Below are 26,725 nucleotides of genomic sequence, written 5' to 3'. Positions count from 1 at the left end.
CTCGTCGAAGGGGTTCATGCTCATCTTGACGTTGGCGAGGTCAACCCCCGTGCCATCCGCCTTCACGCGCGGCTTCACGTTATAGTCGATCACACGCTTCACGCAGACCAGGGCTTTCATGCGTTCAGGCCTTTCTGTGTTCCAATGACGTGAGCGCATATTTCGCGCTTACGTAAACGTCAACCTCTCCGAACCACCAGTAAAGCAATTTTCAATCGATCGATTAAAACGCTTCGCCGGGTGCTGGTCCGGATCTTACTCCATCTCCAGGATCACCGCATCCACCGCCAGGCTCTCGCCGGCCTTGGCGTTGACCGTCTTGACCGTGCCCGACTTCTCGGCGCGCAGGATGTTCTCCATCTTCATCGCCTCGACCACCGCGAGGGGCTGGCCGGCCTCGACCGTGTCGCCTTCCTTGACGTGGAGCGCCACGAGCAGGCCCGGCATCGGGCAGATGAGGAAGCGCGAGAGATCCGGCGGGATCTTTTCGATCATGTGACCGACCAGATGCGCGATGCTGGCGGGGAGCACCTGAACCTGGTGGATCGCGCCGCGCGTGGTCAGCTTGAAGCCGGCACGGAACGGCTCGACCTTGACGGTGAGCGGCTTGCCCTCGATCTCGCAGGCCACCATGCGGTCGCCCGGCGTGTATTCGAGGCTGAGTTCCACCGCGGTGCCATCGACGGTCACCTCGTCCTCGGTCAGCTCGACGGCATAAGTGGTGTCGTCGATCTTCACCGCCCACTGCGCCGGCGGATCCAGTTCGTCGCCCAGTTGCCCGTCCACGCGGCGCGCACGATCGGCGCGCGCGGTCGCAAGGAAGCCGCCCAGCGCCGCCAGCGTGCGCTTCACGTCTTCCCCGGTGGCCGCACCGGTGAAGCCCTCGGGATATTCCTCGGCGATGAAGCCGGTGGTCAGCTCGCCCGAACGGAAGCGCGGGTGCTGCATGATCGCCGAAACGAAATCGATGTTGTGGCCAAGGCCCTCGATCTCGAATGCATCGAGCGCTTCGATCTGCTTGTCGGCCGCTTCGTCACGCGTCTTGCCCCAGGTGATCAGCTTGGCGATCATCGGGTCGTAGAACATCGAGACTTCGCCGCCTTCGTAGACGCCGTCGTCGACGCGCACGCCATCGATGCCGCGGCGGCCGTTTTCGGCGCCGTCATCTTCCCAGCCGGCGACCGGCGGGTTGTAGCGGATCAGGCGCCCGGTCGAGGGCAGGAAACCGCGATAAGGGTCTTCGGCATAGACGCGGTTCTCGATGGCCCAGCCGTCGATCTTCACTTCTTCCTGCGTCAACGGCAGCTTCTCGCCAGCGGCAACGCGGATCATCTGCTCGACGAGGTCGATGCCGGTGATGCACTCGGTGACGGGGTGCTCCACCTGGAGACGCGTGTTCATCTCGAGGAAGTAGAACGACTCGCCCGTGGTGTCCGCGCCCGAAACGATCAGCTCGACCGTGCCGGCGGAGTAGTAGCCCACCGCACGCGACAACGCGACGCACTGCTCGCCCATCGCCTTGCGCATCTTCTCCGAGACGAACGGCGACGGTGCTTCCTCGACCACCTTCTGGTGGCGACGCTGGATCGAGCACTCGCGCTCGTTCAGGTAGAGGATGTTGCCGTGCTTATCGCCGAGGATCTGGATCTCGATGTGGCGCGGGTTGAGAATGAACTTCTCGATGAACACGCGGTCGTCGCCGAACGAGTTCAGGCCTTCGCGCTTGGTGGCCTCGAAGCCCTCGCGCACGTCCTTCTCGTTGTAGGCAAGGCGCATGCCCTTGCCGCCGCCGCCGGCCGAAGCCTTCATCATCACCGGATAGCCGATCTCGTTCGAGATGCGCACGGCGTGCTCGGTGTCCTCGATCTCGCCCACGAAGCCGGGGACGACGTTGACGCCCGCGGCCTTCGCCAGCTTCTTCGATTCGATCTTGTCACCCATCGCGGCGATCGCGCCGACAGGGGGGCCGATGAACTCGATGCCTTCCGCCGCCAGCGCCTCGGCGAACGAGGTGCGCTCGGACAGGAAGCCGTAGCCGGGGTGCACCGCTTCGGCGCCGGTCTGCTTGCACGCGGCGATGATCTTGTCCGCGATCAGGTAGGACTGCGCGGCGGGCGCGGGGCCGATGTGCACGGCCTCGTCGGCCATCTGCACGAAGGGCGCGCGGGCGTCGGCGTCCGAATAGACGGCGACGGTCTGGATGCCCATGCGGCGCGCGGTCTTGATCACGCGGCAAGCGATTTCGCCACGGTTGGCGATGAGGATTTTCTTGAACATCTGAGGCTTACTCCGCCGCTGCCAGTTCTTCGCCGGCAGGCGGCATGTTGTGACCGAGGAGACGCAGCATATCGGCTGCGCATTCGACGACATTGGAACCCGGGCCGTAGATGCCCTGTACCCCGGCATCGCGCAGGTAGTCGTAGTCCTGCGGCGGGATCACGCCGCCCGCAACGACCTTGATGTCGGCGCGGCCGGCAGCCTTGAGGTGGCCGATCAGTTCGGGGATCAGCGTCTTGTGCCCTGCGGCGAGCGACGAGGCGCCGACCGCATCGACGTCCTTTTCGAGCGCCAGCTTGCTGGCTTCCTCGGGCGTCTGGAACAGCGGGCCGGAAGTGACATCGAAGCCCATGTCCGAGAACGCCGACGCGATGACATTGGCGCCGCGGTCGTGGCCGTCCTGGCCCATCTTGGCGACGAGCATCCGCGGCTTGCGGCCGAGGCGGCGGGTGACGGCTTCGACGCCGTCGAGCACCTGCTGGTAACGCGAGTCGCCGGCGTAGGCCGCGCCGTAGACGCCCTTGACCGGGGTCGGGAACGTGCCGTGGCGGCCGAACACGATTTCCATCGCGTCGGAGATTTCGCCCAGCGTGGCGCGGTGACGTGCGGCTTCGACCGCGAGTTCGAGCAGGTTGCCGCCCGTCTTGGCGCCTTCGGTCAGCGCGTTGAGCGCGGCCCGGCAGGCGTTTTCGTCACGCGTTTCGCGCACACGCTTGATCCGGGCGATCTGGCCTTCGCGCACCGCGTGGTTGTCGACTTCGAGCGTTTCGAGCTTGTCTTCGGTGGCGAGGCGATACTTGTTCACGCCGACGATCACGTCGTCGCCCTTGTCGACGCGGGCCTGGCGGCCAGCAGCGGCTTCCTCGATCATCGCCTTCGGCCAGCCGGCGGCGACCGCCTTGGCCATGCCGCCTTCGCTTTCGACGCGCTCGATGATTTCCCAGGCCTTGTCGACCAGTTCCTGGGTCAGCGATTCGATGTAGTACGACCCACCGAGCGGATCGACCACCTTGGTCATCCCGGTCTCTTCCTGGATGACGATCTGGGTGTTGCGGGCGATGCGCGCCGAGAAGTCGGTCGGCAGCGCGATCGCTTCGTCCAGCGCGTTGGTGTGGAGCGACTGCGTGCCGCCCAGCATCGCGGCCATTGCCTCGATCGTGGTGCGGATGACGTTGTTGTAGGGATCCTGCTCCTGCAGCGACACGCCCGAGGTCTGGCAGTGCGTACGCAGCATCTTGCTGCGTTCATCCTGCGCACCCAGCTTGGTCATCACGCGGTGCCACAGCACGCGCGCAGCGCGCAGCTTGGCCACTTCCATGAAGAAGTTCATGCCGATGGCGAAGAAGAAGCTGAGGCGACCGGCGAACTTGTCGATGTCGAGGCCGGAGGCCACGCCGTACTTCACGTATTCCATGCCGTCGGCGATGGTGAACGCGAGTTCCTGCACCTGCGTCGCGCCGGCTTCCTGCATGTGATAGCCGGAAATCGAGATCGAGTTGAACTTCGGCATCTCGCGGCTGGTGTAGCCGAAGATGTCCGAAATGATCCGCATCGAAGGCTCTGGCGGGTAGATGTAGGTGTTGCGGACCATGAACTCCTTGAGGATGTCGTTCTGGATGGTCCCGTCGAGCAGCTTTCGCTCGACGCCCTGTTCCTCGCCCGCGACGATGAAGAAGGCCAGGATCGGAATGACCGCGCCGTTCATGGTCATCGAGACCGACATCTGATCGAGCGGGATACCGTCGAACAGGATCTTCATGTCCTCGACGCTGTCGATGGCGACGCCGGCCTTGCCCACGTCACCCACCACGCGCGGATGGTCCGAATCGTAGCCACGATGCGTGGCAAGGTCGAAGGCGACCGAGAGGCCCTTCTGACCCGCCGCAAGGTTGCGGCGGTAGAATGCGTTCGATTCCTCGGCGGTGGAGAAACCGGCGTACTGGCGGATGGTCCAGGGACGGCCCGCGTACATCGACGCGCGCACGCCGCGGGTGAACGGGGCGAAGCCGGGCAGGCCCGGATCCTCGGTCACGTCCTCGGCCGTGTAGAGCGGCTTGACCGTGATCCCTTCCGGGGTCTGCCAGTCGAGGTTCTTGCCCTTCACTTCCTTGGCGGCGGCGGTCTGCCAATCGGCAATCGTCTTGTCAGTCATTCCACCATCTCACACGCTCGTCGTGCTGAACTCGTTTCAGCAACCATTTCGCCTTCCGAACCGCCGCACCCGAAGGCGCGATCAACCCTGAACAGGTTCAGGGTAACGGTTCCCGCTGGATCAGTGATGCGCCCCCTTGGGCGTTTCCATGATCTCGGTGAGCTGCCCGCCCATGTCCTTGGGGTGGACGAAGAAGATCAGCGTGCCGTGCGCGCCGATGCGGGGCTCGCCCAGCACCTTCTTGCCCTTGGCCTCGAACCAGGCCTTCGCCTCATGGATGTCGGGCACTTCGTAGCAGAGGTGGTGCTGGCCGCCGAGCGGGTTGCGCTCGAGCCACTTGCCCACGGCCGAATCCGGCACGGTCGGCTGGATCAGCTCGATCTGCGTGCCTGCCGTGCCGTTCTCGCCGGGGGTGTTCACGAAGGCCACACGGACCTGCTGGCTTTCCAGCACGAAAGGCTCGGTGATGTCGGTCGCGCCCATCACGTCGCGATAGTACGCGATCGATGCGTCGAGATCCGGCGTTGCGACGCCAACGTGGTTCAACCGTCCCAGCTTCATCGTCATCTCCCTTGCCCAGCGAACGGGGCAGCGGCGAGGCGATACCCCTCCGCCGCCCTGCGGGTGGTCCCCGTCCCCTTGCAGGGGAGGATCGAGGACCGCAGTTTCATCACACGCGTTCGATAACCATGGCGATGCCCTGGCCGCCGCCGATGCACATCGTGATCAGGCCGTAACGGCCGCCCGTGCGCTGCAATTCATAGACCGTCTTGACCGTCAGGATCGCGCCAGTCGCGCCGATCGGGTGGCCAAGGCTGATGCCCGAACCGTTCGGGTTGGTCTTGGCCGGATCGAAGCCCAGTTCCTTGGCGACACCGCAAGCCTGCGCGGCGAAAGCCTCGTTCGCCTCGATCACGTCGATCTGCGCGAGCGTCAGGCCAGCGCGCTCCAGCGCCACCGGAACCGCCTTGACCGGGCCAAGGCCCATCACGTTCGGCTCGACGCCGGCGTGGCCCCAGGAGAGGATCTTCGCCAGCGGCTTGAGGCCCTGCTCGGCCACGGCCTTGCCGCTCGCCAGCACGACCGCGCCCGCGCCGTCGTTGAGCCCGGACGCATTGCCCGCCGTGACGGTGCCGTCCTTCTTGAACACCGGGCGCAGGCCGGCCATCGATTCGAGCGTGGCGTCGGCGCGGAAATGCTCGTCGGTGTCGAACACGGTCACGCCCTTGCGGGTCTTGATCTCGACCGGAACGATCTGGTCCTTGAAGTAGCCCGCCGCGACGGCCGCGGCCGCGCGCTTGTGGCTTTCGACCGCCAGCGCGTCCTGCTGCTCACGCGTGACCTGGCACTGCTCGGCCACGTTCTCGGCCGTGACGCCCATGTGCATGCCTTCGAACGGATCGTGCAGCGCGCCCATCATGGCGTCGAGCAGCACCTGGTCGCCCATCTTCTGGCCGTTGCGCGCGGTCAGGATCATGTGCGGCGCGTTCGACATCGATTCGGCGCCGCCGGCAACCGCAATGTCCTGCTCGCCGAGCGCGATGCCCTGCGCGGCCGAGACGATCGCCTGGAGGCCCGAACCGCACAGGCGGTTGACGTTCATCGCGGGCGCCTCGATCGGGATGCCCGCGTTCACCGCGGCGACGCGGCTGACGTAGACGTCCTTGGGCTGGCTGGCGACGACGGTGCCGATCACCACGTTCTGCACCTTGTCCGGGGTGATCCCGGCGCGCTCGATCGCGGCCTTGATCGCAATCGTGCCCAGTTCGGCCGGGCGCAGCGAGGCAAGGCTGCCGCCGAACGAGCCGATCGCGGTACGGGCGCCGGAAACGATGTAGATGTCGGAAAGCGTGGTCATGTCTGATCCTTCAAGGGAGGGACTGGTCAGGCCGCTCGTCTAGGCCCGACCGTCCCCCGCGTCCCCTCGCGCAAGCGAGAGGCCCCGCGCCTTTAGAGCGGGATGTTGTCGTGCTTCTTCCACGGATTCTCGAGGCTCTTGTTGCGCAGCTTGCGCAGGCCCAGCGCGATTCGCTTGCGGGTCGAGTGGGGGTAGATCACCTCGTCCACGAAGCCCTTGCTTGCCGCCACGAACGGATTGGCGAAGCGGTCTTCGTATTCCTTGGTCTTTTCGGCGATGCCTTCGGGCGACAGGCCACGGAAGATGATCTCGACCGCGCCCTTCGCGCCCATCACCGCGATTTCGGCGGTGGGCCAGGCATAGTTGAGATCGCCGCGCAGGTGCTTCGAGGCCATCACGTCATACGCGCCGCCATAGGCCTTGCGGGTGATGACGGTGATCTTGGGCACGGTCGCTTCGGCATAGGCAAACAGCAGCTTGGCGCCGTGCTTGATGATGCCGTTGTGTTCCTGCGCGGTGCCGGGAAGGAAACCGGGCACGTCGACGAAGGTGATGATCGGGATCTCGAACGCATCGCAGAAGCGGACGAAACGCGCCGCCTTCTTCGACGAGTTGATGTCGAGCACACCCGCCAGCACCATCGGCTGGTTGGCGACGACGCCCACGGTCTTGCCTTCGATGCGGCCGAAACCGCAGATGATGTTGCCCGCGTGCTTGGGCTGGATCTCGAAGAACTCGCCCTCGTCCATCGTCTTGCGGATGACTTCGTGCATGTCATACGGCTGCGTGGCCGAAGCCGGGATCAGCGTGTCGAGGCTCGGCTCGCTGCGGTCCCAGGCATCGCTGGTCGGACGCTCGGGCACGCCCGCGCGGTTCGACTGCGGCAGGTAGTCGAAGAACTCGCGCGCCAGCAGCAGCGTCTCGATGTCGTTCTCGCACGCGAGATCCGCAACCGAAGTCTTCGTCGTGTGCGTGACGGCGCCGCCCAGTTCTTCCTGCGTCACGATCTCGTTCGTGACGGTCTTCACCACGTCCGGGCCGGTGACGAACATGTACGAGCTGTCCTTCACCATGAAGATGAAGTCGGTCATCGCGGGCGAATAAACCGCACCGCCGGCGCAGGGGCCCATGATCAGCGAGATCTGCGGCACCACGCCCGAGGCGTTGACGTTGCGCTGGAAGATTTCGGCATAGCCGCCCAGCGAGGCAACGCCTTCCTGAATGCGCGCGCCGCCCGAATCGTTCAGGCCGATCACCGGGGCGCCGACCTTCAGCGCCGTGTCCATGATCTTGCAGATCTTCATCGCATGGCGTTCGGACACCGCGCCGCCAAAGACGGTGAAGTCCTGGCTGAACACGAAGACCAGGCGGCCATTGATCGTGCCCGACCCGGTGACGACGCCGTCACCCGGGATCACCGTATCCGGCATCCCGAAGTCGACGCAGTTGTGTTCGACATAGGCGTCCACTTCCTCGAAGCTGCCCTCGTCGAGCAGCACTTCGAGGCGCTCGCGCGCGGTCAGCTTGCCCTTGGCGTGCTGCGCGTCGATGCGGCGCTGGCCACCACCCATGCGGGCCGCTTCGCGGCGCTTTTCCATCTCGGCAATATTCGCGGACATATCCTGTGCCCCAAACTAGACGCAATCGGCGCCGGTTGCCGGATTGCAGTGGGCCTGTCCAATGCAATTTTGCAAAGTTGCAAAGCCGGACTTTGCAAACTACCGTCGCAATATGGTGAACAGGCGGATCTTTGCGGGTGAGCCGCTGCGCATCCTGCGACAAAGGCGAGGGCTGCGGCAGGCCGAGATGGCGGCCACGCTGGGCATCAGCGCCTCCTATCTGTCGCAGCTGGAGAACGACGAGCGCCACCTGACCCCGGCCCTCGCCGATGCGCTGGCAGCGGCCTTCCCGGTGGACTGGGCCAACCTTGCCCCCACCGGGTCGGACACGATCGTCGAAGCCCTGCGTGAGGCGCTGGCCGATCCCGAGCTTTCGGGCACGGTGCCATCCGAACAGGCAGAGCGTCTCGCACGGCAGTTTCCCGCTTTCGCGCAGGCGTTCACCCAGCTCCACGCGCTCCACGCGCGCAACCGCCAGCGGCTTGAAATGATGGACGAAACCATCGGCGCGAGCCTGGCCGCCGGGGGCCGCCTGCCGTGGGAGGAAGTGCGCGACTGGTTCCACCTCGCCAACAACTACGTCGACCGCATCGACCGCGACGCCGAACGCCTGGCGGTGGAAATCGCGGGCGAGGAAGCCAGCCCGCGCGTGCAATCGATGCAGCAGTGGCTGCGGCGCGAGGGCGTGACCATCGAATGGCGCAGCGGCGGCCCGCTGCGGCGGTTCGACGCGGTCAGCCGGCACATCCAGCTCGATTCGACCCAGCCGATCGAATCGGGTCGCTTCCAGTTGGCCTATCAGGTCGCCGCGCTCGCGCTGTCGAACCAGATTGCCGAAATCGTGGCGCAGGCCCCGCTCCAGAGCGAAGCCGCGCGCCACCTGCTGACGGTAGGGCTGGGCAACTATGCCGCCGGCGCGCTGCTGATGCCTTACGAACGCTTCCGCAGCGCGGCGCGGCATCTGCGGCACGACATCGATCGACTACGCCAGCTGTTCCACACCAGCTTCGAGCAGTGCTGCCACCGCCTCTCCACGCTGCAACGCCCGCAGGCGCGCGGCATCCCCGTGTTTTTCTGCCGGGTGGACATGGCCGGCAACATCACCAAGCGCCACTCCGCCACGCGCCTGCAGTTCGGCCGCTTCGGCGGCGCCTGCCCCTTGTGGATCGTGCACGAGGCGGTGGCCATTCCCGACCGCATTCACGTGCAGCTGGCCGAAATGCCCGATGGCATCCGCTATGTCTCGATCGCCAAGGGATTGGTGAAGCCTTCGGGCAGCTATTACCGCCCGCCGCGCCGCTATGCCGTGGCGCTGGGCTGCGAGGCGGCGCTGGCCGACGAGTTCGTCTATGCCGACGGACTGAACCTGAAAAACGACGATGCCGTCACCCGCATCGGCGCCAGTTGCCGCATCTGCCCCCGCGACCGCTGCGACCAGCGCGCGTTTCCACCCAGCGACAAGGCCATCGACGTCGATCCGAGCCAACGCGACCTGGTGCCCTACCAGATCGTCGACGGGTAGGTCCGCAAAGCCATCCCTCACCTGCACCATAGAAAAAGGGCCGGAAGGTTTCCCCTCCGGCCCCTTTTTCTTGTCGCAGGATGCGAAGGGATCAGCCCTTCAGCACTTCCGCCAGCGTTTCACCGAGCAGCGACGGCGAGGGGCTGACGCGGATGCCCGCGGCTTCCATCGCAGCGATCTTGCTGTCCGCATCGCCCTTGCCGCCCGAGACGATCGCGCCGGCGTGGCCCATGCGGCGTCCCGGAGGAGCCGAGCGGCCCGCGATGAAGCCGGCCATCGGCTTCTTGCGGCCACGCTTGGCCTCGTCGATCAGGAACTGCGCGGCCTGCTCTTCGGCGTCGCCGCCGATTTCGCCGATCATGATGATCGACTTGGTCTCGTCGTCGGCCAGGAACAGTTCGAGCACGTCGATGAAGTTCGTGCCGTTGACCGGGTCACCGCCGATGCCGACCGCGGTGGTCTGGCCAAGGCCGATGTTCGAGGTCTGGAACACGGCTTCATAGGTCAGCGTGCCCGAGCGCGAGACGACGCCAACGCTGCCCTTCTTGAAGATGCTGCCCGGCATGATGCCGATCTTGCACTCGTTCGGCGTCAGCACGCCGGGGCAGTTCGGGCCGATCAGGCGCGACTTGCTGCCCGAAAGGGCGCGCTTCACGCGGACCATGTCGAGCACCGGGATGCCTTCGGTGATGCACACGATCAGTTCCATCTCGGCGTCGATCGCCTCGAGGATGGCATCGGCCGCGCCCGGAGGCGGAACGTAGATGCACGATGCGGTCGCGCCGGTCACAGCCTTGGCTTCAGCCACGGTGTCGTACTGGGGCAGGCCGATGTGGGTGGTGCCGCCCTTGCCCGGGGTGACGCCGGCAACCATCTGGGTGCCGTAGTCAAGTGCCGCCTGGGTGTGGAAGGCACCCGTCTTGCCGGTCATGCCCTGGGTGATGACCTTGGTGTTCTTGTTGATGAGAATCGACATGGTTCAGGCAACCTTCCGGACTGCGGCCACGATCTTCTGCGCGGCATCGCCAAGGTCGTTGGCGGGAACAATGGGGAGACCCGAGTTGGCAAGGATGTCCTTGCCCTGCTGGACGTTGGTGCCTTCGAGGCGGACGACGAGCGGAACCTGAAGGTTCACTTCCTTCGCCGCGGCAACGATGCCATCGGCGATGATGTCGCACTTCATGATGCCGCCGAAGATGTTGACGAGGATGCCCTTCACGGCCGGATCCGACAGGATCAGCTTGAACGCCGCAGTCACCTTTTCAGTGGTGGCGCCGCCGCCCACGTCAAGGAAGTTGGCCGGGAATTCGCCGTTCAGCTTGATGATGTCCATCGTCGCCATGGCCAGGCCCGCGCCGTTCACCATGCAGCCGATGTTGCCGTCGAGCTTGATGTAGGCGAGGTCGTACTTCGACGCTTCGATTTCGGCCGGATCTTCCTCGGTCTCGTCGCGCAGGGCGACGACATCGGGGTGGCGGTACAGCGCGTTCGAGTCAAAGCTCATCTTGGTGTCGAGGACGAGCAGGTTGCCGTCCTTGGTTTCGACGAGCGGGTTGATTTCGAGCATGTCGCAGTCGAGCGCGTTGAACGCGGTGTAGAGCTGCTTGGCGATCGTGCCCGCCTGCTTGGCGAGGTCGCCCGACAGCTTGAGCGCGGCGGCCACGGCGCGGCCGTGGTGCGGCATGAAGCCCTGCGCCGGATCGACGGTGATGGTGGCGATCTTCTCGGGGGTCGAGTGCGCGACTTCCTCGATGTCCATGCCGCCTTCGGTCGAAACGATCATCGCGACGCGGCCCGAGGCGCGGTCGACGACCATCGACAGGTAGTATTCCTTGGCGATGTCGACGCCGTCGGTGACGTACAGGCGGTTCACCTGCTTGCCGGCTTCACCGGTCTGCACGGTGACGAGCGTGTTGCCGAGCATTTCCTTGGCGAAAGCTTCGACTTCCTCGACCGACTTGGCGAGGCGCACGCCGCCCTTGGCGTCGGCAGGCAGTTCCTTGAACTTGCCCTTGCCGCGGCCACCGGCGTGAATCTGGGCCTTCACCACATAGAGCGGCCCCGGAAGCTGCTTCGCAGCCGCAACCGCCTCTTCGACCGTCAACGCGGGAATGCCCGCGGGAATGCCGACGCCAAACTTGGCGAGCAATTCCTTGGCCTGATATTCGTGGACGTTCATGCAAGTTCCCCGCTTGGAAAAGTGTGGGAGGAAAGGGCGAGGGGGCCCATGAGTCGCGCCGCCTTAAGCACACGGTTCCACCATTGAAAAGGGGCGTCATCGCACTGCTAAGGCAAAGAGCAGGGGGTGACGTTGCCGCGCCACGCATACGAATGATCAAATCGGGCCTGCGCGGAAGCCCCCGCATTAGACCAAAGTGCACATTCTTGCCCCCTTGCGCAGTGCCTCCGCTTCCCGCATCGCAGCAGGATATGCTCGATTACGATCGCCTCGAAGATATCGTGCGCGAAGCCGGCCGGATGGCCCTGGCGCGGTGGCCCGGCCACGGCCATGCACTGGAAGTGTGGGAAAAAGTTCCCGGCAGTCCGGTGTGCGAGGCCGACATCGCGGTCGATACGTTCCTGAAGCGCGAGCTGGGCGCCCTGCTGCCATCGGCGGGATGGCTGTCCGAGGAAACCGTCGATCATCCAGAACGGCTGGACCGCGGCCTGTGCTGGCTGGTCGATCCCATCGACGGCACCCGCGATTTTATTCGCGCGCAGCCCGGCTGGTGCGTGTCGGTCGCGCTGGTTTCGGCGGGGCGCCCGCTGATCGGCGTGATGAGCGCGCCCGCGCGCGACGAGTTCTGGTTCGCCAATGCCGGGCACGGCGCCACCCGCAACGGCCTGCCGCTGCGTGCCAGCACGCGCGAGGAACTGGCCGGCGCGCGTGTGCCCGCCGACGCCCTGGCGAAGGTCGATCAGGACCTGACGCTAGTCTACAAGCCCAATTCGATCGCTCTGCGCATCGCCATGGTCGCTTCGAACGACGCGGACCTGCTGGCCACGCTACGCTGGGGCTTCGAATGGGACATCGCCGCCGCCACACTGATCGCGCGCGAGGCTGGCGCCGCCGTCAGCGACGCCTTTGGCCAGCCGCTCGGCTACAACAAGCGCGATCCGCGCGCCTTCGGCCTGCTCGTGACCGCACCCGCTATCCACGCAGCCGCCATCGCGCGGCTGGCCGACCGGGCCGAGAAGCTGGCCTGAGCCCACTGCCGTTCAGGCGAAATCCTCGGTATCGATGGTCGCCTGCATCGCCGCCGCATAGCGATGCCCTGCAACCGTCCGCTGGTTGATCAGCGCATCGACCTCGGCTGCCACGCTGGCGGGAATCTCCCAGTCCCAGCGCGCGATGTTTTCCTCCAGATGCGCGATCTTGCCGGTGCCGGGGATCGCCACCACATGCTCCCCGCGCGACAGCACCCAAGCGAGCGAAAGCTGCGCCGGCGCAACCCCCTCACGCGCGGCGAGCGCGTTGAACGCCGCGATCAGCGCCCTGTTGTGCGCCCAGTTTGCACCTTGGAAGCGCGGCATGGCCCGGCGGATGTCCTTCTCCTCCAGCGCTTCGGGATCCGCCACGCCGTTCGCCAGCGCGCCGCGCGCCACGGGCGAGAACGCGACAAACGTGGTGCCCACCTCGCGGCAGGCATCCAGCACCGCGATTTCCGCTTGCCGCGTCCACGGCGAATATTCGGTCTGCATGGCGGCGATGGGATGGACCGCGCTCGCCTTGCGCAGCGTGTCGGCCGACATCTCGGACAGGCCGATCGCACCGATCTTGCCTTCCTTGATCAGGTCCGCCAGCGCGCCGACCGAATCCTCGATCGGCACCGAAAAATCGCGGCGGTGCATATAGTAGAGATCGATGTGGTCGGTCTGGAGCAGCGTAAGCGACTTTTCCAGCTCTTCGCGGATCGTTGCCGGCGCGCAGTCGATCCCGCGCTTCTCGCCGCTGGCGAAGATGCCCATTTTCGAGGCGAGGAACACTTTGTCGCGCTTGCCCTTCAGCGCCTTGCCCACCTGCGTCTCGTTGTGGCCCAGGCCATAGAGCCGCGCGGTGTCGAAATGGTCGTAGCCCAGCTAGATCGCGCGGTGGAGCAACCGGATGCCGTCTTCGTCGCCCGGACGGCCGCCATAGGCCCAGCTGAGAGACATGCAGCCAAGGCCGATCGGATTGGTGGCACGACCATTGATGGGACGAAACGCGATGGACACCGGGCAAATCTCCTTCGCCCAATGCGTTGCCAGCCGGGTGACGCGAAGGTCAACCCGGCTGGCGGTCGTTTTTTCAAGCGTGTCCGGGCATGATGCCCGTCGGGTTTACTGGCCCTGACGCGCGGCGGCGACGTCTTCCTGCGTCACCGGCACGATCTTGATTTCAACGCGGCGATTGGCCGAGCGGCCCTCCTCGGTCGCGTTCGAAGCCACCGGCTGGCTTTCGCCGAAGCCCTGGCTGCGGATGCGCGATGCGGCGACGCCGCGCGAGGAGAGGTAGGCAGCCACGGCGCCGGCGCGGCGTTCGGACAGCGACTGGTTGTAGGCGTCCGAACCGGTCGAATCGGTGTGCCCGTAAACGTCGATCAGCGAGTTGGGATACTGCGCCAGCGACTGCGCCACGCGGTCGAGCGTATCGCGGAAGGTGGGCTTGATCACCGTGCTGTCGGTGTCGAACGTCACGCCGTTGGGCAGGTTGACGAGGATCGCCGAACCGTTGTCCACCGGGGTCACGTCCACGCCCGAACCGGCGGTCTGTTCCTTCAGTTCCTTGATCTGCTTGTCCATGTTGTAGCCGACCGCCGCACCGGCGACGCCGCCAATGCCCGCGCCCAGGATACGGCCGGTCTTGCCGCCGATCAGGCCGCCCAGCAGATAGCCGCCCAGCGCGCCGCCGACGCCGCCGATGGCGGTCCGCGAAATCTTGCGCTGACCCGTGTTAGGATCGGTGACGCAAGCCGAAAGGCTGAGCAGCGACACGGCGCACAGACTCGAGACGAAAACCTGACGAAACTTCATAGCCATTCCCCTTCAACAGCATCGCTTTTCCGACAACCCTTATGCAGAGAAGCGTGGTGCAGAACCACAGCATTACTCCGGACATGGCTGAACAGTTCCCGAATGGTTCGTGAAGAGGGGACATGCCCCCCTTCGCCCGGACGTATAAATCTGCTAGTCGCTCTTTCTGTGACACCCTTCCCTTGGCCTGACGCCTTCGTGATCGTGGGCCTTGTCGTCCTCAACGGCCTGTTTTCCATGTCGGAACTGGCGATTGTCTCTGCGCGCCCTGCCCGCCTGAGGGTGGCCGCCGAAGCGGGCAGCGGTGGTGCCAAAATGGCGTTGACGCTGGCCGCCGACCCCGGGAAATTTCTTTCGACCGTCCAGATCGGCATCACGCTCGTCGGCATCATCGCCGGCGCCTATTCGGGATCGAGCCTGGGCGGCCCCACCGGCGAGAGGCTGGCCGCGATGGGCGTGCCCGCGCAATATGCCGACGATGCCGGCTTCGTGCTGGTCATCGCGATCACCACCTATCTCAGCCTCGTCGTGGGCGAACTCGTGCCCAAGCAACTCGCGCTCAAGGCGGCCGAACCCATCGCCATGGTCGCCTCGCGACCGATGGCGATCGTGGCACGGATCACCGCCCCGTTCGTCTGGGCGCTCGACAAGTCCTCCAGCCTGATCATCCGGCTGCTCGGCCTCACCCGCGGCAGCGACCAGGAAGTCACCGCCGAAGAGCTCCAGATGATCTTCGCCGAGGCGACGCGATCAGGCGTGATCGAGGAGGAGGAACGCGCGCTGATGACCAGCGTGATGCGCCTGGCCGAACGCCCCGTGCGCGAAGTGATGACTCCGCGCACCGAACTGCACTGGATCGAAAGCACCGCGAGCGAGGCCGACCTGCGCAGCGCGATCGAGGACAGCCCCCATTCGCTGCTGCTCGTCGCCGAGGATTCGGCCGACCGGATCATCGGCGTGGTCAAAGTGCGCGACGTGCTGGGCGTGCTGCTGCGCGGCCAGAAAGTGGTGCTGACCGACCTGATGAAAAAGCCCGTGATCGTGCCCGACCGGCTCGACACGATGGACGCGCTGCGCGTGATCCAGCAGGCAGAGGTAGCCTTGGCGCTCGTCCATGATGAATATGGCCATCTGGAAGGCATCGTCACCCCCGCGGACCTGCTTTCCGCCATCGCCGGCAATTTCGTGTCTCACGGCGACGAGGGCGATGAACCGATGGTGGTGGAGCGCGAGGACGGCTCGCTGCTGATCTCGGGCGCGCTGCCCGCCGATGCCATGGCCGACCGGCTGGGCATCGAACTGCCCGAGGCGCGCGATTACGCCACCGCCGCCGGCTACGTGCTGTCGGTGCTCAAGCGGCTGCCGGGCGAAGGCGACCACTTCCACGAGCAAGGCTGGCGCTTCGAGGTGGTCGACATGGACGGCCGCAAGATCGACAAGCTGCTGGTTGGCCGCGATGCGCCGGTGTCGGCAGAGGCGGAAGCGTAACGGCGGCTTTCCCTCTCCCCCTCCGCCGTCCGGGATCAGCCCGAACGGATGCGGTTGGCGCCCGAGCGAACGCGGTTGGAGAATATCCCCAAAGAAAAACCCCGCCGAAGCGGGGCTTTGCCTTGTCCTGAAGGACCGCCGGGATCAGCCCTTGCCGGGTATCGCGGCCTGAGCTTCGGCACCATCGCCCTGCGGCGCGGCGAGGATGTTCTGGACGCCGGCGCCCTTGGCAACAGTGCGCGTGGCCGGATCGCCGACCGTGCTGCGGATGCCCACGGCCGAAGCACCGGCCTTGCCCAGCGCGTCGGTTTCCACTGCGCTGCGCGGCGCCGGGCCGCCAAACAGGGCATCGAGCGCCTGCTTCGACGAATCAACGTCCTGCGGACGCGGCGCGCCGGGGTTCGGCGGGGTCAGTGCGAAATCGGGCGGCACCACCAGCGGCGCCTGCCGGGTCACGGCGAATTCGTCGGGACGGCTGCGGTTGAACAGCGACCCACCCGCGCCACAAGCGGAAAGCGCGCTCGCGGACAGGGCGAGCAGGCAAAGGGCTGCGACTTTACGCATCAATTCGTCTCCGTGGCGGCAGGTTCGCCTTTGGCCGGCTTTTCGCGCGAAAGCAGCGACCGGGCAAGCAGTATCAGGACGCCGAAGGTGATCGCGGCATCGGCGAGATTGAAGATCAGGAACGGACGCCATTCACCGATGTGCAGATCGGCGTAATCGATGACGAAGCCGTACATCAGACGGTCCCAGATGTTGCCGAGCGCACCGCCAAGGACAAGGCCCAGCCCGAAGATGTCGCCCTTGGCCGTTTCGCGGAGCATCCACACCAGCACGCCCAGCGCGATCAGGCCGGTGACCAGCACCAGCCCGTAACGCATCTCCGCCGAGTTGGCGGTGAACATCCCCAGCGAGACCCCGAAGTTCTGGGTATAGCGCAGGTCGAAGAAGGGCAGCAGGTCGATGACCTCCACGTGCTGCAACTGGAGCGGCCAGACCACGAACCACTTCACAAGCCGGTCAAGGCCGAAGATGGCCAGCGCCGTGGCAAGGCCGGCCGCATGGAGTCGTCCCGGATTCACGCAGCGCCCTCGGCATCCGCAGCGATTCCCGCAACGGCGTCTTCGCAGCGCACGCACAGCGCGCCGTCTTCCGCCACTTCCGGCAGATGGCGCCAGCAGCGTCCGCACTTGTGGTCACTGGTTCGGGTCACGGTCACCGTCTCGCACTGCCCGCGCACAACTGTCCCGGTGATGAACAGTTCCGCCAGATCGGCATCCGGCGCGGAGGCAGGCACGGTGACGATCGCTTCCAGCCCGGAACCCAGCACCTTTTCGCGGCGCAGCGGCTCGATCGCCTCGTTCACCGTCACGCGCAGCGCGCGCAGTTCGGTCCAGCGGTCGACATCGACGGTAGAGATCGGGAGCTGCGGCCAGACCAGCAGGTGCACGCTCTCGCCGGGGAAGCGCGACTGCCACACTTCCTCGGCCGTGAAGACCAGCACCGGCGCGGCATAGCGCACCAGCGCGTGGAACAGCACGTCGAGGACGGTGCGATAGGCGCGGCGCTTCGCGTCCGTGGCCGCGTCGCAATAGAGGCTGTCCTTGCGGATATCGAAGAAGAACGCCGACAGGTCCTCGTTGCAGAACTCGGTCAGCGCGCGGACGTAGGTGTTGAAATCGAAGTCCGCGGTCGCCTGGCGCAGCGTGGCATCCAGCCGTTCGAGCAGGACAAGCATGTAGCGTTCCAGCTCGGGCATTTCGGCCACCGGCAGCTTTTCCGCCTCGGTGAACCCTTCGAGCGCGCCCAGCAGGTAGCGGAAGGTGTTGCGCAGCTTGCGATACTGGTCGGCCACGCCGGCGAGGATTTCCTTGCCGATGCGGTGGTCCTCGGTGAAATCGACCGAGAGCGCCCACAGCCGCAGGATGTCCGCGCCATAATCGCGCATCAGGTCGATCGGGCTGATCGTGTTGCCCAGCGACTTGGACATCTTCATGCCCTTCTGATCCATGGTGAAGCCATGGGTCAGCACCGCCTTGTAAGGCGCGTGGCCGCGGGTTGCGCAGGATTCGAGCAGGCTCGACTGGAACCAGCCGCGATGCTGGTCGCTGCCTTCCAGATAGAGGTCGGCGAGCGGCCCCGTATAGCCTTCCGGACGGGTCAGGTCAGGCCAGCGGCCTGATTCGAGCACGAAGGCATGGGTGCTGCCCGAATCGAACCAAACGTCGAGAATGTCGGCCACGCGCTCGTAGTTCGCGGCATCGTAGGTGTCGCCCAGGTACTCCTGCGCGCGCTCGTCGGACCACGCATCGACGCCGCCTGCCATCACCGCCGCAACGATGCGCGCGTTGACGGCGGGATCATTGAGATACTGGCCGGTCTTGCGATCGACGAACAGCGTGATCGGCACGCCCCACGCACGCTGGCGCGAAAGCACCCAGTCGGGCCGCCCTTCCACCATCGCGCCAATGCGGTTGCGGCCCTTTTCGGGGACGAAACGCGTGTCGGCGATGGCGCGCAGAGCGGTTTCCCGCAGCGTCTCGCCCTCGTCCTGATCGGCGCGGATGCCGGCTTCAGCGGCGCAAAGCGGGGCCTGGCGGTCGATCTTGCGGTCCATCGGCACGAACCACTGCGGGGTGCAGCGATAGATGACCTTGGCCTTCGAGCGCCACGAATGCGGGTAGGAATGCTTGTAGTCCGCGCTGGCCGCCAGCAGCCCGCCCACTTCGCGCAGGGCTTCGCAGATGGGGCCATCGGGCGCGTTGAACTTGGGATTGATGACCGATCCCTGCCCGCCAAGCCACAGCCAGTCCTCGCGGTACTTGCCATCGCCGAGCACGGCGAACACCGGCTCGATCCCGTTGGCCTTGCACAGCGCAAAGTCGTCCTCGCCGTGATCAGGCGCCATGTGGACGAGGCCCGTGCCACTCTCGGTGGTGACGAAATCGCCGGCGAGCAGCGGGCGCGGCTTGGCGAAGAAGCCGCCGAGCGCGTGCATCGGGTGACGCGCGATGGTGCCGGCGAGGTCGGCGCCGGGGAAGCTCAGGACATCGCCCAGCGTCAGGCCAGTGCGCTCGGCGAACTGGGCCTTGAGCTGCTCTGCGACAAGGAACTTCCGGTTGCCATCGCTGACGATGACGTATTCGACCTCAGGCCCATAGGCGAGCGCCTGGTTCACCGGGATCGTCCACGGCGTCGTCGTCCAGATCACCGCGTAGGCGCCGACCAGTTCGGCAATCGGCGATTCGGTGATCTCGAACGCCACGTCCACCTGCGTGGAGACGATGTCCTCGTATTCGACTTCGGCTTCGGCCAGCGCGGTCTTTTCCACCGGCGACCACATCACCGGCTTCGCGCCGCGATAGAGCTGGCCGGATTCGGCGAACTTGAGCAGTTCGCGCACGATGGTGCCTTCGGCTTGGGGGTCCATCGTCAGGTAGGGATGGTCCCAGTCGCCGTTGATGCCAAGGCGCTTCAGCTGCTCGCGCTGCACGTTCACCCAGTTCTGGGCATAGGCGCGGCATTCGGCGCGGAACTCGACCGGCGGAACCTCGTCCTTGTTCTTCTTCTTCTTGCGGTACTCTTCCTCGACCTTCCACTCGATGGGCAGGCCGTGGCAGTCCCAGCCGGGAACGTAGGGCGCGTCCTTGCCCAGCAGCGACTGCGTGCGGCAGACCATGTCCTTGAGGATGTGGTTCAGCGCGTGGCCGATGTGCATGTCGCCATTGGCGTAAGGCGGGCCATCATGGAGGATGAACTTCTCCGCCCCGGCGCGCGCATCGCGCAGCTTGCGGTAAAGGTCTTCGTCCCGCCAGCGCGCGAGAATGCCCGGCTCCTTCTGCGGCAGGCCGGCCTTCATCGGGAAATCGGTCTTGGGCAGGAAGACGGTCTGGCGCCAATCTGCCTTGCTGGATGCGTCGCGCTGTTCGGTCATAACCGGCGGGCCTTAGCGGCATGGCCCGCTTCGCGCAATTTCTGCTTCGCGCGAAAACCTAGTCCGCCAACAGCCGCCGCGCTTCGTCGCAATCGCGCCCGATCTGCGCCATCAGCGCGTCGAGACCGTCGAACTTCGCCTCGGGCCGAAGGAAGTGATGGAACGCCACTTCGATCTCCTGCCCATAGAGGTCGCCCGAAAAATCGAAGAAGTGCGGTTCGAGCAGTTCCTTGGGCGGATCGAACTGCGGGCGGATACCCACGTTGGCCGCGCCCTGCACCACCCGTCCGCCGGGCAGCCGGCCGGTGACGGCATAGACTCCGTAGCGCGGGCGCAGGTAGTTGCCGACATCGAGGTTGGCCGTGGGAAAGTTGAGCTGCCGCCCCACCTTGTCGCCGTGCTGCACGATGCCGCGAATGGCGAAAGGCCGCGTCAGCAGGCGCGCGGCGGTCTCGCATTCGCCCGCCTGGATCGCCTCGCGGATGCGGCTGGAAGACACCACTTCGCCGCCATCGAGCACCGGGCCCACCGCCCGCGTGCGAATGCCGCAGGTCGCGCCCACCTCCGCCAGCACGCCCACGTTGCCGCCGCGCGCCTTGCCGAAAGTGAAGTCCTCGCCCGTGACCACGCCCGCCGCACCGATGCGTTCGGCCAGCAGCCCGCGGACGAAATCGGGCGCGCTCATCCCCGCCAGCACCCCGTCGAAAGCGAAGACCAGCATCGCATCGGCGCCAGCGGCAGTGAACAGTTCCTCGCGCTGGTCCAGCGTGGTCAACCTGAACGGTAGCGCATCGGGCTGGAAATGGCGCACCGGGTGCGGATCGAAGGTGGCGATGATCGCCGGGCGGCCTTCGGCCCGCGCCCATGCCACCGCCTCTCCCGCCACCGCCTGGTGGCCGAGATGGAAACCATCGAAATTGCCCAGCGCGACAATCGCGCCGCGCAGGGATTCGGGAACAGGATCACGCGCGTCGAGCCTCATGCGGGGTTCCCATGCATCGGCACCAGCCCTGCGCGCAAGATGCGCAGCGCATTACCGCCCATCGCGGCGCGAATCTCGTCGTCGGAAAAGCCTTCGTCGATCAGGGCCTGCGTCACCTGCACCAGTTGCGATGTATCGAAGCGGGTCGTCGTCGCGCCGTCGAAATCGCTGCCCAGCGCGACGTGGTCGATCCCCACGAGATCGCGCACGTGGCGCATCGCCTTGGCGACCGCGCGCGGCGACGTGTCGCACACCGCCGCCTCCCAATAGCCGATTCCGATGATCCCGCCGGTGCGCGCCACGCCGCGAATCTCGTCATCGGTCAGGTTGCGGTTGACCGCGCAGGTCGCCTGCACGCCGCCATGGCTGGTCACCACCGGGCGGCGCGCCATCGCCAGCACATCGGCCACGCCCGCGTGGCTGAGGTGCGCGATATCCACGATCATGCCCTTCTGTTCCATCCGCCGCACGATATCGCGGCCGAACGGGGTCAGGCCGCCCTTCTTCAGACCGTGCATCGAGCCGGCCAGTTCATTGTCGAAGAAGTGCGTCAGGCTCGCCATGCGGAAGCCCGCGGCATAGAACCGGTCGAGGTTCCCGGCCTTTCCTTCCAGATCGTGCAGCCCTTCGATCGAAAGCAGCGCGCCCACCGGATCGGGGTTCGCGCCCCGCCGCGCCACCAGCTGGTCGATGCCCGCCGCGCCGGTCACCTTGACCAGCCGTCCATGCGATTCGGCCACTGCGCGGTCGAGCTTCCGGGCGTGCCACAGGCTGCGCTCGGCCAGCGAGAACCACGTCCGCACCGGCTGCGTCTGCGCCACGACCAGCGCGGTCAGCTGGTCGCTGTCGGCGCCATTGGCGTCATAATTCAGGCCGCGAGGGGTTTTGCTGACCGAGGAAAAGACCTGGAGCGCGACGCGCCCCTCTTCGAGCCGTGGCAGGTCGACATGGCCGTGACCCGTGCGCTCGTCGGGATTGCGGCGCCACATCAGGGTATCGGCATGAAGGTCGACGATGTTGAGCGTGCGGTGCAGCGCCCGCGCCCGTTCGCTCACCGCGATCAGCGGCTTGCCGTCGACCACGTTCATCCGCTTGTCGACCATGGTCGGCAGCGGGCCGACAACGAAGACCACGGCAAACAACAACGTGAAAACCAGTCCCCAGGCGATCCGCCGCTTCACGCTCATCCCGTCCCCCGCTCCAGCGTCACGAAATCGAACGCGGGCCGCCCACCTTCTGCCGGGTGCGGCTCCCGCGCCGTCTCGCGCCAGTCGGTGGTGGGATAGGGCATGACCGTGTCGCCGGCAAAGTCCGCATGCACTTCGGTCAGCTCGAAACGGTGGGCCAGCGGCTCGAACAACGCCAGCACGTCTGCGCCGCCGATGACCGCGACATCGCCTTCACCGGCCAGCGCCAGCGCGGCGGCGACATCGTGCACCACCTCTGCGCCCGCCGCCTGCCAGCGGGCATCGCGCGTCAGCACGATGTGGCGGCGGCCGGGCAGAAGGCCGGGCAGCGATTCGAACGTCTTGCGGCCCATGATCATCGGCTTGCCCATGGTCAGGGCCTTGAACCGCTTGAGATCCGCCGGAATGTGCCAGGCGAGGCGGCCCTTGTCGCCGATCGTCCCGTCGGCGGCGCGCGCCACCACGAGGAAGACCTCGCGCGGCACCTTACAGCACCAGCCGCGTCACGTGGCCCATCTTGCGACCGGGCCGCACCGCCGCCTTGCCATAAAGGTGCAGGTGGTTGGCCGGGTCGGACAGGATCTTGGGCCAATCGTGCGCGTCGTCGCCGATGAGGTTGTCCATCACCACGCCCTTCGCGGCGAGCGCGGTGGAGCCGAGCGGCAACCCGCAGATCGCGCGGACGTGGTTCTCGAACTGGCTGGTGAGCGCGCCTTCGATCGTCCAGTGCCCCGAATTGTGCACGCGCGGCGCCATTTCGTTGAACACCGGACCATCCGCCGTGGCGAAGAACTCCAGCGTCAGCACGCCGACATAATCCAGCGCCTCGGCCACCTTCTTCGCCAGCGCGCGAGCTTCGTCCACCTGGCCCGCGATCAGGTTGCAGGCGGGGACGGTCGACCGGTCCAGAATGCCGTTCTTGTGAACGTTTTCGGCTGAATCCCAGAAGCGCACGTCGCCGTCCGCGCCGCGCACCAGGATCACCGAGAACTCGGCGCCGAACGTGACGAAGCCTTCGTAGACCAGCGGCTTGCCCGGCAGGGCTACGGCATCGACATCGGCCGGCGACATGATTCGCCACTGGCCCTTGCCGTCGTAGCCGTCGCGCCGGGTCTTGAGCACACCGGGCGTGCCGATGCGGTGGGCAGCATCGGCCAGGTCCTGCGCCGAATCGACCGCAGCCCACGGTGCGGGGCGTCCGCCCAGCGCTTCCACGAACACCTTCTCGGCCACGCGGTCCTGCGCCGCTTCCAGCGCGCGGGCCGGTGGGTGGAGCGGGGCGTGGGCGGCCACGGCCGCCAGCGGCGCGGCAGCGACGTTCTCGAACTCGTAGGTGACGACGGCGCAGCCCTGCGCGAATTCGGCGAGCTTCGCCTCGTCGTCATAGTCGCCTTGCGTGAAGCCGGCACAGACGTCGGCCGCGATCGAATCCGCCTCGGGCGCATAGACGTGGCAGCGATAGCCGAGGTTCGCTGCGGCAAGCGCGATCATCCGGCCAAGCTGACCGCCGCCGAGGATGCCGATGGTTTCGCCCGGCGGAATCATGCGTGCCTCCGTGTCAGGACGGCCGCTCGGCGACCGAATCGGTCTGCGCGGCGCGGAAGGCAACCAGGCGCCCGGCCAGCGCCTCGTCCGAGGTGGCGAGAATCGAGGCGGCAAGAATACCGGCATTGGTTGCGCCCGGCACGCCGATGGCGAGCGTGCCGACCGGGATACCGCCCGGCATCTGGACGATCGACAGCAGCGAATCCATGCCCTTGAGCGCCTTCGATTCCACAGGAACGCCCAGCACCGGCAGATGCGTCATCGACGCAACCATGCCCGGCAGGTGCGCGGCGCCGCCGGCGCCCGCGATCACCACCTTGAAGCCTTCAAGGTGCGCGCCCTTGGCGAACGCGACCAGCCGATCAGGCGTGCGGTGCGCGGAAACGATGCGGCATTCGTGCGCCACGCCCAGCTTTTCAAGCACGGCCCCGGCGTTCTTCATCGTTTCCCAGTCGGACTGGCTGCCCATCACGATGGCAACCAAGGGCGTCTCGCTCATTCCTTCATGCCCCTCCCCCGAGCCGGCGCCTCAGCGCTCGGACAGGTAATAGCGCTCGATTTCGGACAGGTCGTCCGCCAGTTCGTAGACGATCGGCTGGCCGGTCGGAATTTCCAACCCGGTGATGTCGTCATCGGAAATGCCCGACAGGTGCTTGACCAGCGCGCGCAGCGAATTGCCGTGCGCCGAAACGATCACCGTCTCGCCCGCCTTCAGCGCGGGTGCGATCTTTTCCTCCCAGCACGGCAGTGCGCGGGCGATGGTGTCCTTGAGGCTTTCGGTCGCAGGGACCGGAATGCCCGCATAGCGCGGGTCGCCCGAGAGGTCGAACTCGCTGCCCGCGTCGAGCGGGGGCGGCGGGGTGTCGAAGCTGCGGCGCCACACCTTGACCTGGTCCTCGCCGTGCTTGGCGGCGGTCTCGGCCTTGTCCAGCCCGGTCAGGCCGCCATAGTGCCGCTCGTTGAGGCGCCAGTCCTTGTCCTCGGGAATCCACAGGCGGCCGGCGGCTTCGAGCGCGAGATGCAGCGTCTTGATCGCACGGGTCTGGAGCGAGGTGAACGCCGTGGTCGGCAGCACGCCCCTGTCCTTGAGCAGCTGGCCCGCCGCAAAAGCCTCGGCCGCGCCCTTTTCGGTCACGTCGACATCCCACCAGCCGGTGAAACGGTTTTCGAGATTCCATTGGGACTGGCCGTGGCGGATCAGAATCAGGCGAGGCATCTGCGCTCCTGCGACGTGGCTTCGTGACAAAGGGCGTAAGTTGAACACGCGCCCCTAGCGCCGGCCCTGCGTTTTGGAAAGGGCGGGCGGCCAGATTGGGCCGGTTTCAGCCGGTCGGCGGATCATCCGGGTGCGAATCACTGCCCGCACCTTCCCGGCCAGCCGATTCGGAAGCGCGCCCGTCCAGCGCGCGGGCCTGTGCCTTGCGCCGCCGAAGGTTCTCGCGCAGGCGCTCGGCCAGCCGTTCCTCGCGCGTCATCTTGGCTGTTGCGTCATTCATGGCGCTTGCTGTGCCGTCTTGTCGATGACGTCGCAAGCCCGCGCTTGACAAAGGCGACCCTCGCCGCCAAAGCGCGCCCCTGCCCGCCGCCGACGCCGTTCGGCACCGGGCAGCGATGGAAATGGTGTGCTGCTGTAGCTCAGTGGTAGAGCGCATCCTTGGTAAGGCTGAGGTCGGGAGTTCAATCCTCCCCAGCAGCACCATTTCCCTCCCACCCGCGATCGGATGATGGCCGCTCAGGCCCCAAGGCCCTGCCCCGGAGAGGTCAGGCCCTCAGGTCGGCCCACTCGGGATGGCGCCGGAACGCCGCTTCGACGTAGCTGCATTCGGGCTCGATCTTCCAGCCGAACGCGCGCGCATCCGCGATCAGCGCATCCACCAGCTTGCCCGCCACGCCGCGCCCGCCGATTTCCGTGGGTACCAGCGTGTGGTCCGCAATCAGCACATCGCCTTCGCGCTTGTAAGTCAGCCGGCCGATGGCCTCGCTGCCTTCGACCCGCGCGTGGTATTCGCCCCGTGCACCCTGGTTGAGGTGCGCCACCGTTACTTCGCTCATGCCGTCGCCGTCCTTGTTCTATCCTGCACCTTGACCCGCAACGCGCCGAGCCTAAGGCGGTTTCATATGAAATTCTTCTCCGACAACGCCGCCGCCGTCCACCCCCGTGTATGGCAGGCGCTGCACGATGCGGACCATGCCGACGCTGCGTATGACGGCGACGCCATGAGCGCGCGGCTCGACGATGCCTTCTCCACGCTGTTCGGCACCGAATGCACCGCGCTGTGGGTCGCCACCGGCACGGCCGCCAACTGCCTCGCGCTCGCCGCGATGGTCCCGCCCCACGGCGGCGTGGTCTGCCACCGCGAAGCGCATATCGAAGTCGACGAAGGCGGCGCCCCGGGTTTCTTCACCCACGGCGCCAAGCTTCTGCTGGCGGACGGCGAAGGCGCGAAGCTGACCCCCGATGCGATCCGCGCGGTGATCGACCCGATCCGCAACGACGTGCATCAGGTGCAGCCCCACGCCATCTCTATCACGCAGGCGACCGAATATGGCCGCGCCTATGCCCCGCGCGAAGTGGCCGCCATCGGCAGCCTTGCGGCAGAGCGCGATCTGGGACTGCACATGGACGGCGCACGCTTTGCCAACGCAGTGGCGCACCTTGGCTGCCACCCTGCCGAAGTGACCGCGCAGGCCGGCGTCTCGATCCTGTCGTTCGGCTTCGTCAAGAACGGCGGCATGAACGCCGAAGCGCTGGTGTTCTTCGATCCGCAGCTGGCAGACGTGGTGCGCTATCGCCGCAAGCGCGCCGGGCACCTCCAGTCCAAGGGGCGCTATCTTGCCGCGCAGGTGCTGGCGATGGTGGAGGGCGACCTCTGGCTGGAAAACGGCCGCGCCGCCAATGCAGCCGCGCAGGAAATCGCCGCCGCCTGCGGCAGCCGCCTGTTCCATCCGGTCGAGGCGAACGAGGTCTTCGTGGTGCTTTCGCCCGCCGAGCAGGCCGCGCTCCACGCGCAGGGCTTCGATTTCTACGACTGGCCCGCGCCCGCTGGCGCGCCCGGCGCCGCGCGGCTCGTTACCGCATGGAACAGCGACCCGGCCCACGTCGGCGCGCTCGCCCGCGCCATCGCCGCGCTCTGACCCATCCGTGAAC

General features: G+C 66.3%; 23 protein-coding genes, 1 tRNA gene and 2 pseudogenes. 5 read left to right on the top strand and 21 right to left on the bottom strand.

Annotated features, from left to right (window positions below; all coding sequences use genetic code 11):
• The 6 genes and pseudogenes from OLX02_RS06235 to OLX02_RS06210 all read right to left on the bottom strand — a co-directional run.
• Window positions 1–120 (bottom strand): annotated as a pseudogene (locus OLX02_RS06235) (electron transfer flavoprotein subunit beta/FixA family protein); the annotation flags it as partial.
• 135 nt (window positions 121–255) lie between these two features.
• A complete protein-coding gene (locus tag OLX02_RS06230; RefSeq protein WP_264421149.1) occupies window positions 256–2,277 on the bottom strand; it encodes an acetyl/propionyl/methylcrotonyl-CoA carboxylase subunit alpha in 2,022 nt (673 codons plus the stop codon).
• Between the two features lie 7 nt (window positions 2,278–2,284).
• On the bottom strand, window positions 2,285–4,429 hold the full coding sequence (gene scpA / locus OLX02_RS06225; protein WP_264421147.1) for a methylmalonyl-CoA mutase: 2,145 nt from the start codon (window positions 4,427–4,429) through the stop codon (window positions 2,285–2,287).
• Between the two features lie 120 nt (window positions 4,430–4,549).
• Window positions 4,550–4,990: a methylmalonyl-CoA epimerase gene (gene mce / locus OLX02_RS06220; protein ID WP_264421205.1), complete on the bottom strand. Its 441-nt coding sequence runs from the start codon at window positions 4,988–4,990 to the stop codon at window positions 4,550–4,552.
• 109 nt (window positions 4,991–5,099) lie between these two features.
• Window positions 5,100–6,287, bottom strand: coding sequence for an acetyl-CoA C-acyltransferase family protein (locus OLX02_RS06215; RefSeq protein WP_264421145.1), 1,188 nt, complete (start codon window positions 6,285–6,287; stop codon window positions 5,100–5,102).
• Window positions 6,288–6,379: 92 nt separating this feature from the next.
• Window positions 6,380–7,906 (bottom strand): acyl-CoA carboxylase subunit beta, encoded by a 1,527-nt coding sequence (locus OLX02_RS06210; RefSeq protein WP_264421143.1) that lies wholly within the window; start codon window positions 7,904–7,906, stop codon window positions 6,380–6,382.
• Window positions 7,907–8,018: 112 nt separating this feature from the next.
• Here OLX02_RS06210 and OLX02_RS06205 point away from each other — a divergent pair, with 112 nt between their 5' ends.
• Complete coding sequence (locus OLX02_RS06205) at window positions 8,019–9,428, top strand: helix-turn-helix domain-containing protein (protein WP_264421142.1); 1,410 nt, start codon at window positions 8,019–8,021, stop codon at window positions 9,426–9,428.
• 91 nt (window positions 9,429–9,519) lie between these two features.
• Here OLX02_RS06205 and sucD read toward each other — a convergent pair whose 3' ends face one another.
• Window positions 9,520–10,404 (bottom strand): succinate--CoA ligase subunit alpha, encoded by an 885-nt coding sequence (sucD, locus tag OLX02_RS06200; protein WP_264421140.1) that lies wholly within the window; start codon window positions 10,402–10,404, stop codon window positions 9,520–9,522.
• A gap of 3 nt (window positions 10,405–10,407) precedes the next feature.
• A complete protein-coding gene (gene sucC / locus OLX02_RS06195; protein ID WP_264421138.1) occupies window positions 10,408–11,607 on the bottom strand; it encodes an ADP-forming succinate--CoA ligase subunit beta in 1,200 nt (399 codons plus the stop codon).
• Window positions 11,608–11,858: 251 nt separating this feature from the next.
• Here sucC and OLX02_RS06190 point away from each other — a divergent pair, with 251 nt between their 5' ends.
• Window positions 11,859–12,635: a 3'(2'),5'-bisphosphate nucleotidase CysQ gene (locus OLX02_RS06190; protein ID WP_264421136.1), complete on the top strand. Its 777-nt coding sequence runs from the start codon at window positions 11,859–11,861 to the stop codon at window positions 12,633–12,635.
• A gap of 12 nt (window positions 12,636–12,647) precedes the next feature.
• Here OLX02_RS06190 and OLX02_RS06185 read toward each other — a convergent pair.
• Window positions 12,648–13,583: pseudogene (locus OLX02_RS06185) on the bottom strand (aldo/keto reductase).
• A 165-nt stretch (window positions 13,584–13,748) separates the two neighbouring features.
• A complete protein-coding gene (locus tag OLX02_RS06180) occupies window positions 13,749–14,441 on the bottom strand; it encodes an OmpA family protein (protein ID WP_264421135.1) in 693 nt (230 codons plus the stop codon).
• 168 nt (window positions 14,442–14,609) lie between these two features.
• On the opposite strand from OLX02_RS06180, the gene OLX02_RS06175 reads away from it, so the two are divergent.
• Entirely contained in the window at window positions 14,610–15,929 is a 1,320-nt protein-coding gene (locus OLX02_RS06175; protein ID WP_264421134.1) for a hemolysin family protein, read from the top strand.
• Between the two features lie 144 nt (window positions 15,930–16,073).
• Here OLX02_RS06175 and OLX02_RS06170 read toward each other — a convergent pair whose 3' ends face one another.
• The 10 genes from OLX02_RS06170 to OLX02_RS06125 form a co-directional block, all read right to left on the bottom strand.
• On the bottom strand, window positions 16,074–16,493 hold the full coding sequence (locus OLX02_RS06170; RefSeq protein ID WP_264421133.1) for a DUF3035 domain-containing protein: 420 nt from the start codon (window positions 16,491–16,493) through the stop codon (window positions 16,074–16,076).
• Window positions 16,493–17,011, bottom strand: a complete 519-nt coding sequence (gene lspA, locus OLX02_RS06165; RefSeq protein ID WP_264421131.1) for a signal peptidase II — start codon at window positions 17,009–17,011, stop codon at window positions 16,493–16,495. The genes OLX02_RS06170 and lspA overlap by 1 nt, the downstream gene beginning before the upstream one ends.
• Window positions 17,008–19,863 carry an isoleucine--tRNA ligase gene (gene ileS, locus OLX02_RS06160; RefSeq protein ID WP_264421130.1) on the bottom strand — a complete coding sequence of 952 codons (2,856 nt, stop codon included), beginning with the start codon at window positions 19,861–19,863 and terminating at the stop codon, window positions 17,008–17,010. Before ileS ends, lspA begins: the two co-directional genes overlap by 4 nt.
• Before the next feature lie 58 nt (window positions 19,864–19,921).
• The gene (locus tag OLX02_RS06155; protein ID WP_264421129.1) at window positions 19,922–20,845 is read right to left on the bottom strand and encodes a bifunctional riboflavin kinase/FAD synthetase; all 924 of its coding nucleotides are present in this window, start codon (window positions 20,843–20,845) and stop codon (window positions 19,922–19,924) included.
• Entirely contained in the window at window positions 20,842–22,032 is a 1,191-nt protein-coding gene (locus tag OLX02_RS06150; protein ID WP_413630080.1) for a dipeptidase, read from the bottom strand. Before OLX02_RS06150 ends, OLX02_RS06155 begins: the two co-directional genes overlap by 4 nt.
• Complete coding sequence (locus tag OLX02_RS06145; protein ID WP_264421128.1) at window positions 22,029–22,517, bottom strand: dihydrofolate reductase; 489 nt, start codon at window positions 22,515–22,517, stop codon at window positions 22,029–22,031. The genes OLX02_RS06150 and OLX02_RS06145 overlap by 4 nt, the downstream gene beginning before the upstream one ends.
• Window position 22,518: 1 nt before the next feature.
• Window positions 22,519–23,577 carry a 5-(carboxyamino)imidazole ribonucleotide synthase gene (locus OLX02_RS06140; RefSeq protein WP_264421127.1) on the bottom strand — a complete coding sequence of 353 codons (1,059 nt, stop codon included), beginning with the start codon at window positions 23,575–23,577 and terminating at the stop codon, window positions 22,519–22,521.
• 13 nt (window positions 23,578–23,590) lie between these two features.
• Window positions 23,591–24,076: a 5-(carboxyamino)imidazole ribonucleotide mutase gene (purE, locus tag OLX02_RS06135; RefSeq protein ID WP_264421126.1), complete on the bottom strand. Its 486-nt coding sequence runs from the start codon at window positions 24,074–24,076 to the stop codon at window positions 23,591–23,593.
• A 30-nt stretch (window positions 24,077–24,106) separates the two neighbouring features.
• Window positions 24,107–24,793, bottom strand: coding sequence for a 2,3-diphosphoglycerate-dependent phosphoglycerate mutase (gene gpmA / locus OLX02_RS06130; RefSeq protein ID WP_264421124.1), 687 nt, complete (start codon window positions 24,791–24,793; stop codon window positions 24,107–24,109).
• Window positions 24,794–24,899: 106 nt separating this feature from the next.
• Entirely contained in the window at window positions 24,900–25,073 is a 174-nt protein-coding gene (locus tag OLX02_RS06125; protein ID WP_264421122.1) for a hypothetical protein, read from the bottom strand.
• 128 nt (window positions 25,074–25,201) lie between these two features.
• Here OLX02_RS06125 and OLX02_RS06120 point away from each other — a divergent pair.
• Window positions 25,202–25,276 (top strand) — tRNA-Thr (locus OLX02_RS06120).
• A gap of 62 nt (window positions 25,277–25,338) precedes the next feature.
• Here OLX02_RS06120 and OLX02_RS06115 read toward each other — a convergent pair.
• Complete coding sequence (locus OLX02_RS06115) at window positions 25,339–25,629, bottom strand: GNAT family N-acetyltransferase (RefSeq protein WP_264421121.1); 291 nt, start codon at window positions 25,627–25,629, stop codon at window positions 25,339–25,341.
• A 66-nt stretch (window positions 25,630–25,695) separates the two neighbouring features.
• Here OLX02_RS06115 and OLX02_RS06110 point away from each other — a divergent pair, with 66 nt between their 5' ends.
• Window positions 25,696–26,712: a threonine aldolase family protein gene (locus OLX02_RS06110; protein WP_264421118.1), complete on the top strand. Its 1,017-nt coding sequence runs from the start codon at window positions 25,696–25,698 to the stop codon at window positions 26,710–26,712.
• Window positions 26,713–26,725 lie beyond the last annotated feature (13 nt).

It is taken from the genome of Novosphingobium sp. KCTC 2891, assembly GCF_025938155.1.
Lineage (GTDB): Bacteria > Pseudomonadota > Alphaproteobacteria > Sphingomonadales > Sphingomonadaceae > Novosphingobium.
The sequence above is the reverse complement of the archived record's forward strand: the minus strand, read 5'-3'. Positions and strand labels throughout refer to the sequence as shown.